Genomic DNA, 14,199 nt, shown 5'->3' on the forward strand with positions numbered 1-14,199 from the left:
CTACACGGTGACCTCGCCCCGCGGTGTCTCACACGCGTCCGACCCTGACCGCACCCAGCAATCGCGAGGCGCCCATGTCCTCATCCATCACCTGTACCTCCCTCTCCTTCGCCTGGCCCGACGGCAGCCCCGTGTTCACCGGCCTAGACCTCGCCTTCGGTCCCGGCAGGACCGGCCTGGTCGGCGTCAACGGCTCAGGAAAGTCAACCCTGTTGAAGCTGATCGCCGGCGAGCTAGGGCCGACCGGTGGTGCCGTCCGTGTCGCCGGAGAGGTGGGATACCTTCCGCAGAACGTCACGCTCGACACCGCGCTGCGGGTCGACGAGGCGCTCGGCATCGCCGCGCAGCGGGCCGCGCTGCACGCCATCGAGGCCGGTGACGTCTCCGAGGAGCACTTCGAGACGGTCGGCGACGACTGGGACGTGGAGGAGCGCGCCCTGGTCACCCTCGGCGAGCTCGGGCTCGGCCGCATCGACCTGGACCGCACCACCGGCGAGGTCTCGGGCGGCGAATCGGTGCTGCTGCGGCTGGCCGCGCTGCTGCTGCGCCGGCCGGACGTGCTGCTGCTGGACGAGCCGACCAACAACCTCGACCTGTACGCGCGCCGCCGGCTGTACGCGGCCGTCGAGTCCTGGCCGGGCGTGATGGTCGTGGTCAGCCACGACCGCGAACTGCTCGAGCTGGTCGACCAGATCGCCGATCTGAGCTCCGGCCAGGTGACCTGGTACGGCGGGAACTTCTCGGCGTACGAGGAGGCCCTCGCCCTGGAGCAGGACGCGGCCGAGCGCATGGTGCGCGTCGCCGAGGCCGACCTGCGCAGGCAGCAGCGCGAACTGGCCGACGCCCACGTCAAACTGGCCCGGCGCAAGCGGTACGGCCAGAAGATGTGGGACCAGAAGCGCGAACCGAAGATCGTCATGGGTTCGCGCAAGCGCGCGGCGCAGGAGTCCGCTGGCAAGCACCGCATCATGCACGAGGAGCGGCTCGCCGAGGCCAGGGAGCGGCTCGACGAGGCGGTGGAGGCGGTGCGGGACGACGACGAGATCCGCGTCGACCTGCCGTACACGGCCGTACCGCCGGGCCGTACCGTGCTCACCCTGCGGGATCTGGAACTCGCGTACGGCGCGCGCGTGGACGGAGGTCTCGACCTGCGCGGTCCGGAGCGGGTCGCGCTGATCGGGCGCAACGGGGCGGGCAAGACGACGCTGCTGCGCACCGTCGCCGGGGAGCTGCCGCCGGTGTCGGGCGAGGTGGCCGCGCATGTGCCGGTGCGGTTCCTGCCGCAGCGGCTGGACCTCCTCGACGGCGAGCTGAGCGTGGCCGAGAACGTGGCCCGTCTCGCGCCGGGCGCCACCAACAACCGGATCCGGGCCCAGCTCGCCCGCTTCCTGTTCCGGGGCACCCGCGCCGACCAGCGGGCGGCGACGCTGTCCGGCGGCGAACGCTTCCGTGCCGCGCTGGCCGCGCTGCTGCTGGCGGAGCCCGCGCCGCAGTTGCTCATGCTCGACGAGCCGACCAACAACCTGGACATGGCGAGCGTGCGCCGGCTGACGACCGCCCTGGAGTCCTACGAGGGCGCCCTGATCGTGGCCAGCCACGACCTGCCGTTCCTGGAGTCCATCGGCATCACCCGCTGGCTGGTGCTGGAGGAAGGAGAACTGCGGGAAACCACCTGGGAGTCCATCGCGGATCCCGCCTAGTGCTGTGACCGGAAGGTTTGCCGCAAAGCTCGCGGCGTCCGGTGCCGGGGGCACCTCCCACGCCCTTCAGGCAGTGGGGGAGCGTCGCAAGGCGGAGCGTCGCCCGCGTACTGGACGTACTCGGGTGATGCGACAACGCGGCGAGGTGCCGTGCCGGGCGTCGCGAGCCGGTGAACCCTTCCGGTCACAGCACCAGCGTCCAGTGGGCTTTTGCCCGGGCGGACGCTTGTCGCATGATGGCGGCCCGGTGCGGTCACGGCCGCGCCGGGAACCGCCCCACGCGCTGATCCGAAAGGCCCCTCGTGCCCAGTAAGAAGGCCCTCGTCCGCCACCCCGGTCCGCGTCTCGCCGAAGGGCTGGTGACCCATGTGGAGCGGGAGAAGGTCGACGTCGGGCTCGCGGTGCGGCAGTGGGAGGCGTACGTCGAGGCGCTGCGGGGGCACGGCTGGGAGACGGTCGAGGTCGAACCGGCCGACGACTGCCCCGACGCGGTGTTCGTGGAGGACACCGTCGTCGTGTACCGGAACGTCGCCCTGATCACCCGTCCGGGCGCCCGGTCCCGGCGCGGCGAGACCGCCGGGGTGGAGCAGGCCGTGGCCCGTCTGGGTTGCTCGGTGAACTGGGTCTGGGAGCCGGGCACGCTGGACGGCGGGGACGTGCTGAAGGTCGGCGACACGGTCTACGTCGGCCGCGGCGGGCGCACCAACGCGGCCGGGGTGCAGCAGTTGCGGGCGGTGTTCGAGCCGCTGGGGGCGCGGGTCGTGGCCGTACCGGTGAGCAAGGTGCTGCACCTGAAGTCGGCGGTGACGGCGCTGCCCGACGGGACGGTCATCGGGAACGTCCCGAAGGTGGACACGCCGTCGCTGTACCCGCGTTTCCTGCCGGTGCCGGAGGAGTCCGGCAGCCATGTGGTGCTGCTCGGCGGCGACAGGCTGCTGATGGCGGCGAGCGCGCCGAAGACGGCGGAACTGCTGGGCGACCTCGGCTTCGAGCCGGTCGTGGTGGACATCGGCGAGTTCGAGAAGCTCGAAGGCTGTGTAACGTGCCTCTCGGTGCGGCTCCGGGAGTTGTACCCGTGACGAGGCGGGCGGTGCCTGTTCCAGCCCCAGGACCTGCGGTCCTGAGGCTGCTCTGGGCGTCCGTCAACTTCTTTGCGGCACCCGTCTGATCAGCCACCTTTACGCCGAACTTAACCTACGGATTCGTAACCTACGGATTCGTAGCCTACGATCCCGTAGGTTCCCGTGCACCGCTCGCCGGGCTCGTTCCAGTTCCGCCTGCCCGCCTCCGCTTCCCCGCGCGTCCCCCTGGAGTTTCCGTGACCCTCACCTCCCCTCACCTCGGCAGCCCATCCACGTGGACCGACGCGCGGCTGCTGTACGCGCTGGAGGAAGTGGTCGAGGAAGAGCTGAACCGGCATCTGAAGGTCGCCAAGGACTGGATGCCGCACGAGTACGTGCCCTGGAGCGACGGCCGCAACTTCCCCGGTCTCTTCGAGGACGGCGAGGCCTGGGACAAGGAGCAGTCCAAGGTCACGGAGGTCGGCCGGATCGCCCTCGTGGTCAACCTGCTGACCGAGGACAACCTCCCCAGCTACCACCACGAGATCGCCACCCTGTTCGGCCGGGACGGCGCCTGGGGCACCTGGGTGCACCGCTGGACGGCCGAGGAGGGCCGGCACGGCATCGTGATGCGCGACTACCTGCTCGCCTCGCGCGCGGTGGACCCGGACAAGCTGGAGCAGTTCCGGATGGCGCACATGAGCGAGGGCTTCGAGTCCGACAACCGGCACTCGATGCTGCACTCGGTCGCGTACGTCGCCTTCCAGGAGCTGGCCACCCGTATCTCGCACCGCAACACCGGGCACCAGTCCGGCGACCCGGTCTGCGACCGCATGCTGGCGCGCATCGCGACCGACGAGAACCTGCACATGGTCTTCTACCGCAACCTGCTCAACGCGGCCTTCGAGATCGCGCCCGACCTGACCATGCAGGCGGTGCGGGACGTGGTGGTCAACTTCCGCATGCCCGGTCACGGCATCCCCGGTTTCGAGCGGGCGGCGGCGCAGATGGCCATCGGCGGGGTCTACAACCTGCGCATCCACCACGACGACGTGCTCCAACCGGTGCTGCGCTTCCTGAAGGTCCTGGAGATGGACGGCCTCGGCCCCGAGGGCCTCCAGGCGCAGGAGGAGCTGGGCCTGTTCATGGGCAGGCTGAACGCGGAGGCGGTCAAGTTCGACGAGCGGCTCGCCGCGCGCCGGGCGCGGTTGGCGGCGCGGGCCGGCGCCTGATCACCTGATCAGCCGTTCGCGCACGGGGCGGACTGCCCGGTCCGCCCCAGGGCCTGCCGTTCCTTCTCGGACAGGCCGCCCCAGACGCCGAAGCGCTCGTCGTTCGCGAGCGCGTACTCCAGGCAGGCCGAGCGCATCTCGCACATCCCGCAGATGCGCTTCGCCTCACGTACCGAGCTGCCCGGCTCGGGGAAGAAGAAGTCGGCTCCGGTCTGCGCGCACAGGGCCTGGTCCTGCCAGGCGATGCCGGCCGGGGTGGTCGTCTCGAAGTGCATGAACGGCATCGTGCCGGGCGGCGCGAAACATTCACTCAACACCGGATCAACGCGGCCCACGGCCGCCCGCCGCACCGCCCCGATGATGACTTCACGGCCACTCGGACGCACGGCGGCACGCGGAACACCCCGAAACACGCCCGGACTCCGCGCATCGGGAACGACGCCCACCGGGCCCACCACAGTGGCTGGGCGACCGCCGCGGCAAGACGACCGCCGTCAGCGGGTCCCCCGCCGTGGCCGGGTGACCGCCGTCATCAGGTCCACCACCGTGGCCGGGTGACCACGTCAGCGGGGCGACCGCCGCGGGAGGGAGCGGCGCGCGACCGGTTGAAGAGCATGACCAGGGCAGACGGCCGCGAGCCGGATTGATGGCCGCGTCCCCCGGGCTGCCACGCGACCACCGCTGCCGAGCAGGGCAGCAGCCCCGAACCCGATCGGCACCCTCGCCCCCCCGGGCCGGCCCTCGCCTCGCGACAACCACGCCCCAGGTGGGCCACCGTCGCCAGACGGTGACCGCAAGGGGCAACCGCCGCGACCGGCACAAGGCGATCGGGGCGCCGCCAGGAGCCGGGACAACGACCGCGACCGGGCAACCTCGCGACCACCGCTGCCGACCGGGGCAGCAGCCCCGAACCCGATCGGCAACCTCGCCCCCCAGCCCAGCCCTCGCCGCTCCCGCGCAGCCCCGCAGCCCCGCAGCGCAGGCAGGGGCCGTACCCCAGGGTGGCCGTCGCTGCCCGGTGCCGTCGGCGCGCGGGGCCGTCGTGTTGCGGCGGCGGTTGTTAGTGGGCGGTGACAGACTCGGCAGTGCAGACAGTCGGGCTCCTTCGAAGGAGGGCAAGGATGCTCACCACCCGTTTCGTCAACGGCGCTCCGAACTGGATCGACGTCGGTACCCCCGACATCGACGGCGCCGGCTCCTTCTACGGCGCTCTCTTCGGCTGGCGGTTCCAGTCGGCGGGGCCCCAGGCAGGTGGCTACGGCTTCTTCCAGCTCGGCGGCAGGACGGTGGCCGGCGGGATGCAGACCACGCCGGAGCAGGGGCCGCCCTCCTGGACCGTGTACTTCCAGAGCGCCGACGCGGCGGCGACCGCCAAGACCGCCGAGGAGGCGCACGGCACCGTGCTGGTCCAGCCCATGGACGTGATGGGCGAGGGCCACATGGCGATCCTCGCCGACAAGGCGGGCGTGCCGTTCGGCATCTGGCAGCCGGGGCGGATCAAGGGCGTGGACGTGGCCGGCGAGACGGGCTCGCTGTGCTGGGTCGAGCTGTACACGGCGGACATCGCCGCGGCGGCCGCGTTCTACAACAAGGTGCTGGGCCTGGAGACCTCCGCGGTGCCCTTCCCCGGCGGCACCTACACGTGCGTGAACCCCGCCGAGGGCGGCGAGGACGCCATGTTCGGCGGCATCGTGGCCCTCTCCGACGACCCGACCGAGGCGAAGACGGGCGCGTACTGGCTGCCGTACTTCGAGGTCCCGGACACGGACGCGACGGTGGCCAGGGCCGAGGAACTCGGCGGCACGGTCCGGGTGCCCGCCACCGACGTCACGGGAGTCGGCCGTATCGCCAGACTCGCCGACCCCTACGGCGCCCGCTTCGCGGTGATCAGGAGCACCCCGCCGCAGACGTGAGGCGGTGACGGGGGCCCGGCTGGTCTCACGCGGACGCGCGCCGTACGAGTGTGGTCGGCAGGACGACACTGCGCGGCCCGCCGCCCACCCCGGCACCGGCGTCGTGCCCGTCGATGCCGCGCAGCAGGAGGCGGGCCATCAGCCGGCCCATCTCCTCGATGTCCTGACGCACGGTGCGCTCTCGCCCCGCGGCAGCGCACCTCCCACCGGGGTGCCGGCGGACTCAGCCGGCGGCCGGGCCCTGCTTCTTGGCCCGGCTCGGCTGGACGCGCCTCGGCTCGCCGGGCATCTTCGGGTACTCGGGCGGGTAGGGCAGATCGCCGAGGCCGTGGTCGCGCTCGTCCTGGGTTGCCAGCTCCAGCAGGGCCTCCAGGGAGAAGGCGTGGTCGTCCATGTCGGCGTGCACGTCGCCGACTTCGGCGAACCGGGACGGCATGGTGGCCACGTCGAAGTCCTCGGGCCGGGCGACGCCGACCTCCTCCCAGCGCAGGGGCGCCGAGACGGGGGCGTGGGGGCGGGGGCGCACGGAGTAGGCGGAGGCGATGGTGCGGTCGCGGGCCGTCTGGTTGTAGTCCAGGAAGACGCGGGCGCCGCGCTCCTCCTTCCACCACTTGATCGTCACGTGCTCGGGCATCCGGCGTTCCATCTCCCGGCCCACGGCGATCGCGGCGCGCCGTACCTGGGTGAAGGTCCAGCGCGGCTGGATCGGCACGAACACATGCAGACCGCGTCCGCCGGAGGTCTTGGGCCAGCCGCGGAGCCCCCCGAACTCCTCCAGCACGGACCGCAGTTCGTGGGCGGCGCGCACTGCGTCGGCGAAGTCGGTGCCGGGCTGGGGGTCGAGGTCGATGCGCAGTTCGTCGGGGTGGTCGACGTCGTCGCGGCGCACCGGCCAGGGGTGGAAGGTGAGCGTGCCGTACTGGGCGGCCCACACCACGGCGGCCTCCTCGGTGGGGCACATCTCGTCGGCGCTGCGGCCGCTGGGGAAGGTGATGTGGGCGGTGGGGATCCACGCGGGCATGCCCTTGGGCGCCCGCTTCTGGAAGAACCACTCGCCGGTGATGCCGTCCGGGTAGCGCTCCAGGGTGGTGGGGCGGTCGCGCAGGGCGCGCAGGATGCCGGGGGCGACGGCCTGGTAGTACCGGGCGACGTCCAGCTTGGTGAATCCGCGCTCGGGAAAGAAGACCTTGTCCGGGCTGGACAGCCGTACGGTCCGGCCGCCCACCTCCAGTTCCACCGCATCGCCCATGCGAGCCACGGTAGGGGCAGCGCGCACGCCTCGCACACCGGGCGAGCACGCGCTCGGGCGCGCAGAATCTAGGCATGGACCTGCCGGTGATGCCGCCCGTGAAGCCGATGCTCGCCAAGTCGGTGTCGAGGATCCCGCCGGACATGCAGTACGAGGCGAAGTGGGACGGATTCCGGGCGATCGTGTTCCGCGACGGCGCCGAGGTCGAGCTCGGCAGCCGCACGGGAAAGCCGCTGACCAGGTACTTTCCCGAGCTGGTCGAGGCGCTCAAGGAGCGGCTGCCCGAGCGGTGCGTGCTGGACGGGGAGATCGTGATCGCACGGGAGGGCCGGCTGGACTTCGACGCGCTGACCGAGCGGATCCACCCGGCCGACTCCCGGGTACGGATGCTGGCCGAGAGGACCCCGTCCTCCTTCGTGGCCTTCGACCTGCTCGCCCTGGACGGCGAGTCACTGCTGGAGGTGCCCCTGTCCGACCGGCGCGCGCTGCTGGTCCGGACGCTGGCGGGGGTCACCGCTCCGGTGCACGTGGCACCCGCCACGACCGACATCGAGGTGGCCCGGCGGTGGTTCGAGCGGTACGAGGGGGCGGGCCTGGACGGCGTCGTCGCCAAGCCGCTGGGGCTGCGCTATCTCCAGGACGAGCGGGCCATGTTCAAGGTCAAGCACGAGCGCACGGCGGACGTGGTGGTCGCCGGGTACCGCCACCACAAGAGCGGCCCGGTCGTCGGCTCGCTGCTGCTCGGCCTGTACGACGACCGGGGCACCCTGCAACACGTCGGCGTGTCCGCCGCGTTCCCGATGAAGCGGCGCGCCGAGCTGATCGAGCAGCTGGAGCCGCTGCGGATGGACGACGTGACCGGGCACCCGTGGGCGGCCTGGTCGGACGAGGCGGCCCACGAGGCGGCCCGGCTGCCCGGCGCGCCCAGCCGCTGGTCGGGGAAGAAGGACCTGTCCTGGGTGCCCCTGCGGCCGGAGCGGGTGGCCGAGGTGGCCTACGACCACATGGAGAACGGGGCACGGTTCCGGCACACGGCCCGCTTCCGCCGCTGGCGCCCGGACCGCGCGCCGGAGAGCTGCACCTACGCCCAGTTGGAGGAGCCGGTCCGCTACGACCTGGCGGAGGTCTTCGGCTCCCGCCCCTGAGCCCGTACGAGCCCGAGCCCGTACGAGGCGGCCCACCCCTGAGCCCGTACGAGGCGGCCCACTCCCTGACCCGGACGGGGCCGCACGCGCTCACGGCTGCATGACCACCTTCACGGCCCCTTCCTGCTTGCGCTGGAACATCTCGTACGCGTGCGGGGCGTCCGACAGCGGCAGCCGGTGCGTGGCGAAGTCGTCGACGCCCAGCGGGTCCTCGTCCGTCAGGTAGGGCATGATCTCGTCGGTCCAGCGGCGGACGTTGGCCTGGCCCATGCGCATCTGGATCTGCTTGTCGAAGAGCGTGAGCATCGGCATGGGGTCGGCGGTGCCGCCGTAGACGCCGCTCAGGGAGAGCGTGCCGCCACGGCGCACCAGTTCGATGGCGGTGTGCAGGGCGGCGAGCCGGTCCACGCTGAAGCGTTCCGCGAGCGGTCCGCTCAGGACGTGCGGCAGCGCTGCCGCGGCCTGCTGGACGAGACGGGCGGCCGCGCTGCCGTGCGCCTCGGTGCCGACCGCGTCGATCACGGCGTCGGGCCCGCGTCCCTGTGTCTCGTCGCGGATGGCCGCGACCAGTTCCTTCTCGTTGTCGAAGCCGCGCAGGTCGTACGTCTCCACGCCCCGCCGGCGCGCCCGGGCCAGCCGTTCCGGGACCAGGTCCACGCCGAACACCCGCTCGGCGCCGCGGGCCTTGGCGATCCGGCACGCCATGTCGCCGATGGGGCCGAGACCGAGTACGGCCACGCTCCCGCCGCGCGGCACATCGGCGTAGGCGACCGCCTGCCAGGCGGTCGGCAGCACGTCCGAGAGGTAGAGGAACCGGTCGTCGGGCGGGCCCTCGGGGAGCTTGATCGGGCCGAACTGGGCCTGTGGGACGCGCAGGTACTCGGCCTGGGCGCCCGGCACGGCGCCGTACAGGCGGGTGTAGCCGAACAGGGCGGCACCCATGCCCTCGCTGGTGACCTGGGTGGTCTCGCACTGGGTCGTCAGGCCCGCGGAGCACATGAAGCAGTGGCCGCAGGAGATCTGGAACGGTACGACCACCCGGTCGCCGCGCTTGAGGTTCGGCACCTCGGCGCCGACCTCCTCCACGATGCCCATGGGCTCGTGGCCGAGGATGTCGCCCGGTGTCATGAACGGCGTGAGCACCTCGTAGAGGTGCAGATCGGAGCCGCACAGGCCGGTCGAGGTGATCCGGATGACGGCGTCCGTCGGCTCCTGGATCTTCGGGTCGGGGACCTCGTCCACCCGAACGTCGCGCTTGCCCTGCCAGGTCACTGCCTTCATCGCGGCGCGCTCCCTCCGTCGTTCTGCCTCTCCTGTGCCGCGCCCGGGTACCCGGGGCCCGACCCGCCGAACCGCCGGCCGGCTCATTGGGCCGATCGGCCCAGTAGGTCGCGCCCGATCAGAACCGAGCGGGTATGGCCACCGATGAGCGGATAAACACACAACCAAAAGCAGCAGCGCGGAGACGGGGGATGAACGGTGGACATGGGACGAAGCGCGCGGGTGCGGTGCGTCGCCTCGGCGGTGGCGCTGCTGGCCGCCGTGGCGACGGCCACCCTGACGACGGGCTGCACGGCGCGGCACGGCACGATCGAGGACGGGCGGAACGGAAAGGGGCGGACCCCGGGGCCGGTGCGGGAACTGCCGCAGAGCCCGGCACCGAGTCCGGAGCATGCCGGCCCTGTCCTCGCCGTCAAGATCGACAACGTGGGAGCGGCCCGCCCCCAGACCGGTCTGGACGCCGCCGACATCGTGTACACGGAACAGGTCGAGGGCGGGCTGAGCCGGCTGATGGCGGTCTACGCCACCCGGCTGCCCCCGGTCGTCGGGCCGGTGCGCAGCGCGCGCGAGTCCGACCTCGAACTGCTGCGCCAGTTCGACCGTCCCACGCTCGCCTTCTCCGGCGCCCAGCACAAACTGCTGCCGCTGATCGAGGCCGCCCCGCTGTCCCCGAAAACGCCCGACAACAAGCCCGACGCGTACTTCCGGGGCACCGCCAAGCCGTCCCCGCACAACCTCTACCTGCGCCCGAACAAGCTCCTCGGCTCCGCCCCGGGAGCGAACGCGCTGACCACCGGGTTCCGTTACGGCCCGGCGCCCGCGGGCGGCCGCGCCGAGACCTCGCACACGGTCCGCTACCCGGCGGCCCGGTTCACCTTCACCTGGTCCGCGGGGCGGCACGGCTGGAAGGTGGCGATGGACGGCCGCCAGACCGTCACGACCAGCGGCGAACAGGTGGTGCCCTCGACGGTCGTGGTGCAGCACGTGAAGGTACGCAAGTCGGACCTGCACGACGCGCTCGGCAACTACACCCCGTACACCGAGACCGTCGGTTCGGGGAAGGCGGAGGTACTGCGCGACGGGCGGGTGTACGACGCCACCTGGAAGCGCCCGAGCGCCGCGGGCGGCACGCGGTTCACTGCCGCCGACGGCACGGACGTGAACTTCGCCCGGGGCCAGGTCTGGGTGGTCTTCGCCGCGCAGCGATGACCTGCGGACGGTGACCGGGGACGGCGGCGGACACGATCAGGGCTGCGCGGCGAGGGGTTCCGCCGGATGGCGCAGTCCCTCGGCCGCGTCCGCGACCCGCCGGATGAGGTCGAAGAAGAGGGCCTGCTCCTCGGCGCTGAGCGGACCCAGGAAGACCTGGTTCATCCGGGCCGTGCGCACGGTGAGCCTCCGGTGGGTGCGCTCCCCCTCCGCCGTCAGCCGCAGCAGGAAACGGCGGCCGTCCTGCGGGTCACGCACCTTGTCGAGCAGCCCGCGACGGCCGAGTCGGCTGATCACCTCGGCGATGGTGGACCGGTCGAGGCCCACCCGCTCCCCCACCGTGCGCTGGTCGAGACCCGGCTCGGCGACGAGCACGTTCAGGACCGCGAACTGCGGCGAGGTGATCTCCTCGGAGACCATCGTGTTCCACAGCAGGTAGTGCGCCTGCTGCAACCGCCGGGCCAGATGCCCGGGGTGGGTCGAGAGGTCCACCGCGCCCATGTGCGCTCCTCGCATCGGTCCGTCGTGTGTCCGTGGAGTTCTGTAGGTGCACTGAACGATACCGCCCGCGAGCCGCCCGTCCGCCACGGGTCCTCCGGCGCTTCGATCGGCCTGCTCGTCCTGGTCAAGCCGGTATTGACTCGCGCACGCCCCAAGTGGCAGCGTGAGGGAACGCGAAATAGTCAGTGCCCTGACTATCTGCGGTTGCTGAACGCTCGGCGGAGATGAGGCGTGATTCGATGGACAAGGTGGTCGCCACAGCCGTGGAGGCCGTGGCCGATGTGCCGCAGGGCGCGTCACTCGCGGTGGGCGGTTTCGGGCTGAGCGGTGTGCCGAACGTGCTGATCCAGGCGCTGTACGAGCGCGGGGTGGGCGGGCTGTCGGTGGTCTCCAACAACTGCGGCGCGATGGAGTCCGGCCTGGCGGTCCTGCTGGCCGCGGGACGGATCGCGCGGGTGACCGGCTCCTACATCGGCGCGAACAAGGAGTTCGCCCGCCAGTATCTGGCCGGGGAGCTGGAGGTGGAGATGATCCCGCAGGGCACGCTGGCCGAGCGGCTGCGGGCCGGCGGGGCCGGGATCCCCGCCTTCTACACCCCGGCGGGCGTGGGCACGCAGGTGGCCGAGGGAGGGCTGCCGTGGCGGTACGACGGGCAGGGCGGAGTGGCCCTGGCCTCGCCGCCGAAGGAGGTCCGCGAGTTCGACGGCACCCGGTACGTGCTGGAGCGCGGGATCCGGACCGACTTCGCCCTGGTACGCGCGGCGAAGGGCGACCGGCACGGGAACCTGGTGTTCAACAAGTCCTCCCGGAACTTCAACCCGCTGGCCGCGATGGCGGGCAGGGTCACCGTCGCGGAGGTCGAGGAACTCGTCGAACCGGGTGAGATCGAACCGGACGCGGTGCACCTGCCGGGCGTCTTCGTCCAGCGCGTGGTGGCGCTGACCGCGGAGCAGGCGGCGGACAAGAAGATCGAACAGCGCACGATTTCCGCGCCTTCGGCACGAGGAACGGTGAACGACTGATGGCCTGGACGCGTGAAGAGATGGCCGCCCGCGCCGCGCGCGAACTCGAGGACGGCCAGTACGTCAACCTGGGCATCGGTCTGCCGACGCTGATCCCGAACTACCTGCCCGACGGCGTGGAGGTGGTCCTGGAGTCGGAGAACGGCATTCTCGGCACCGGTCCCTACCCCACCGAGGACCAGGTCGACCCGGACCTGATCAACGCGGGCAAGGAGACCGTGACGGTCCTGTCCGGCGCCTCCTTCTTCGACTCGGCCCTGTCCTTCGGGATGATCCGCGGGGGGCACATCGACGTCGCCGTGCTCGGCGCCATGCAGGTCTCCGCCGGCGGTGACCTGGCCAACTGGGCCATCCCGGGCAAGATGATCACCGGCATCGGCGGGGCGATGGACCTCGTCCACGGCGCCCGCACGGTCATCGTGGTGATGACCCACACCGCCAAGGACGGCTCCCCGAAGATCCTCGAACAGTGCGCGCTGCCCCTGACCGGCAAGGCGTGCGTGAACCGGATCATCACCGACCTCGGCGTCCTCGACGTCACCGACGACGGACTCGTCCTCGTCGAGACCGCGCCCGGCGTCGGCGTCGACGAGGTCACCGCCAGGACCGACGCCAAACTGACCGTCGCAAAGGACCTGCTGTGAAGGACGTCTACCTGGTCGACGCGGTGCGCACCCCGATCGGCCGCTACAACGGCGCCCTGGCGCCGGTGCGCCCGGACGACCTCGCCGCCCACGCCATCCGCGAACTCCTCGCCCGCACGCCCGGCCTGGACCCCGTCCGGATCGAGGACGTCTACTTCGGCAACGCCAACGGCGCCGGGGAGGAGAACCGCAACGTCGCCCGCATGGCCGGCCTCCTCGCCGGCCTGCCCACCTCCGTGCCGGGCGTGACTGTCAACCGGCTGTGCGCCTCCGGCCTGGAGGCGGTGATCCAGGCGGCCCGCGCCATCGCCGTCGGCGACGCCTCGATCGCCGTGGCGGGCGGTGTGGAGTCCATGACCCGCGCCCCCTACGTGCTGCCCAAGTCCGACCGGCCGTTCCCGGCCGGACACGCCGAGCTGTACTCGACCACCCTCGGCTGGCGCATGGTCAACCCCAGGATGGACCCGCAGTGGACCGTCCCGCTGGGTGAGTCGGCCGAACTGATCGCCGAGAAGCACAAGATCAGCCGCGAGCAGCAGGACGAGTTCGCCCTCTCCTCCCACCAGAAGGCGGCCAGGGCTCAGGCCGAGGGCCTGTTCGACGCCGAACTGGCCCCCGTGCCGGTCCCCCGCCGCAAGGGCGACCCGGTCGTCCTCACCGCCGACGAGTCCGTACGCCCGGACACGACCCTGGCGGCGCTGGCCAAGCTCAAGCCGTCGTTCCGCACGGCGAGCGAAGCGGGATGGGGGTCCCCCGGGCCGGAGGCTGGGGGAGGCACGGTGACCGCGGGCAACGCCTCCCCGCTGAACGACGGCGCCGCCGCCCTGCTCCTCACCGACGAGAAGGGCCTGAAGGCCACCGGCCGGGAACCCCTGGCCCGGATCTCCGCCGGCGGTGTGAGCGCCACCGACCCGCACTACTTCGGCCTCGCCCCCGTCGAAGCCGTCAACCGGGCCCTCGCCAAGGCCGGCCGGACCTTCGCCGACCTCGACGTGCTGGAACTCAACGAGGCCTTCGCCGCCCAGGTCCTGGGCTGCCTGGCCGAGTGGCCGGAGTTCGACCCCGGCATCCTCAACCCGCAGGGCGGCGCCATCGCCCTGGGCCATCCGCTCGGCGCCTCCGGCGCCCGTCTCGCCGGCACCGTCGCCCACCAGCTCGCCCGCAAGGGCGGCGGCACCGGCGTCGCCACCCTCTGCATCGGCGTCGGCCAGGGCCTCGCCCTCGTCCTCGAACGCTAGGAAA

General features: G+C 72.0%; 13 protein-coding genes and 1 pseudogene. 9 read left to right on the forward strand and 5 right to left on the reverse strand.

What is annotated here, in order from left to right:
- The first annotated feature begins 74 nt into the window (after nt 1–74).
- From ACFY4A_RS23880 to ACFY4A_RS23890, 3 genes are all read left to right on the forward strand, one after another.
- The gene (locus ACFY4A_RS23880) at nt 75–1,700 is read left to right on the forward strand and encodes an ABC-F family ATP-binding cassette domain-containing protein (protein WP_390831372.1); all 1,626 of its coding nucleotides are present in this window, start codon (nt 75–77) and stop codon (nt 1,698–1,700) included.
- Nucleotides 1,701–2,002: 302 nt separating this feature from the next.
- Nucleotides 2,003–2,779, forward strand: coding sequence for a dimethylargininase (gene ddaH, locus ACFY4A_RS23885; protein WP_390831373.1), 777 nt, complete (start codon nt 2,003–2,005; stop codon nt 2,777–2,779).
- 239 nt (nt 2,780–3,018) lie between these two features.
- On the forward strand, nt 3,019–3,993 hold the full coding sequence (locus tag ACFY4A_RS23890) for an acyl-ACP desaturase (protein WP_390831374.1): 975 nt from the start codon (nt 3,019–3,021) through the stop codon (nt 3,991–3,993).
- A gap of 8 nt (nt 3,994–4,001) precedes the next feature.
- Here ACFY4A_RS23890 and ACFY4A_RS23895 read toward each other — a convergent pair whose 3' ends face one another.
- On the reverse strand, nt 4,002–4,268 hold the full coding sequence (locus ACFY4A_RS23895; protein WP_390831375.1) for a WhiB family transcriptional regulator: 267 nt from the start codon (nt 4,266–4,268) through the stop codon (nt 4,002–4,004).
- A gap of 846 nt (nt 4,269–5,114) precedes the next feature.
- Here ACFY4A_RS23895 and ACFY4A_RS23900 point away from each other — a divergent pair.
- Nucleotides 5,115–5,906, forward strand: coding sequence for a VOC family protein (locus tag ACFY4A_RS23900; RefSeq protein ID WP_390831376.1), 792 nt, complete (start codon nt 5,115–5,117; stop codon nt 5,904–5,906).
- Nucleotides 5,907–5,931: 25 nt separating this feature from the next.
- Here the strand turns inward: ACFY4A_RS23900 and ACFY4A_RS23905 are convergent.
- Together ACFY4A_RS23905 and ligD are read right to left on the reverse strand one after the other, a co-directional pair.
- A pseudogene (locus ACFY4A_RS23905) lies at nt 5,932–6,081 on the reverse strand (substrate-binding domain-containing protein); the annotation flags it as partial.
- Between the two features lie 48 nt (nt 6,082–6,129).
- Nucleotides 6,130–7,155 (reverse strand): non-homologous end-joining DNA ligase, encoded by a 1,026-nt coding sequence (gene ligD / locus ACFY4A_RS23910; protein ID WP_390831377.1) that lies wholly within the window; start codon nt 7,153–7,155, stop codon nt 6,130–6,132.
- A gap of 74 nt (nt 7,156–7,229) precedes the next feature.
- Here ligD and ACFY4A_RS23915 point away from each other — a divergent pair, with 74 nt between their 5' ends.
- A complete protein-coding gene (locus ACFY4A_RS23915) occupies nt 7,230–8,300 on the forward strand; it encodes an ATP-dependent DNA ligase (protein WP_390831378.1) in 1,071 nt (356 codons plus the stop codon).
- A gap of 90 nt (nt 8,301–8,390) precedes the next feature.
- Here the strand turns inward: ACFY4A_RS23915 and ACFY4A_RS23920 are convergent, their stop codons facing one another.
- Nucleotides 8,391–9,581 carry a zinc-dependent alcohol dehydrogenase gene (locus tag ACFY4A_RS23920; RefSeq protein WP_390831379.1) on the reverse strand — a complete coding sequence of 397 codons (1,191 nt, stop codon included), beginning with the start codon at nt 9,579–9,581 and terminating at the stop codon, nt 8,391–8,393.
- A 204-nt stretch (nt 9,582–9,785) separates the two neighbouring features.
- Here ACFY4A_RS23920 and ACFY4A_RS23925 point away from each other — a divergent pair, with 204 nt between their 5' ends.
- Nucleotides 9,786–10,790, forward strand: coding sequence for a DUF3048 domain-containing protein (locus ACFY4A_RS23925; protein ID WP_390831380.1), 1,005 nt, complete (start codon nt 9,786–9,788; stop codon nt 10,788–10,790).
- Nucleotides 10,791–10,826: 36 nt separating this feature from the next.
- On the opposite strand, the gene ACFY4A_RS23930 is transcribed toward ACFY4A_RS23925, so the two are convergent.
- Complete coding sequence (locus tag ACFY4A_RS23930) at nt 10,827–11,291, reverse strand: MarR family winged helix-turn-helix transcriptional regulator (RefSeq protein WP_390831381.1); 465 nt, start codon at nt 11,289–11,291, stop codon at nt 10,827–10,829.
- A gap of 239 nt (nt 11,292–11,530) precedes the next feature.
- Here ACFY4A_RS23930 and ACFY4A_RS23935 point away from each other — a divergent pair, with 239 nt between their 5' ends.
- Genes ACFY4A_RS23935 through ACFY4A_RS23945 form a run of 3 tightly spaced genes read left to right on the forward strand, consistent with a single transcriptional unit; the run spans nt 11,531 to nt 14,195 of the window.
- On the forward strand, nt 11,531–12,313 hold the full coding sequence (locus tag ACFY4A_RS23935) for a CoA transferase subunit A (protein WP_390831471.1): 783 nt from the start codon (nt 11,531–11,533) through the stop codon (nt 12,311–12,313).
- On the forward strand, nt 12,313–12,957 hold the full coding sequence (locus ACFY4A_RS23940; protein ID WP_390831382.1) for a CoA transferase subunit B: 645 nt from the start codon (nt 12,313–12,315) through the stop codon (nt 12,955–12,957). Before ACFY4A_RS23935 ends, ACFY4A_RS23940 begins: the two co-directional genes overlap by 1 nt.
- Nucleotides 12,954–14,195, forward strand: a complete 1,242-nt coding sequence (locus ACFY4A_RS23945) for a thiolase family protein (protein ID WP_390831383.1) — start codon at nt 12,954–12,956, stop codon at nt 14,193–14,195. Before ACFY4A_RS23940 ends, ACFY4A_RS23945 begins: the two co-directional genes overlap by 4 nt.
- Nucleotides 14,196–14,199: the final 4 nt, after the last annotated feature.

Origin of the sequence: Streptomyces sp. NPDC001292 (assembly GCF_042896465.1) — a bacterium.
In the GTDB taxonomy this organism is placed as follows: domain Bacteria; phylum Actinomycetota; class Actinomycetes; order Streptomycetales; family Streptomycetaceae; genus Streptomyces.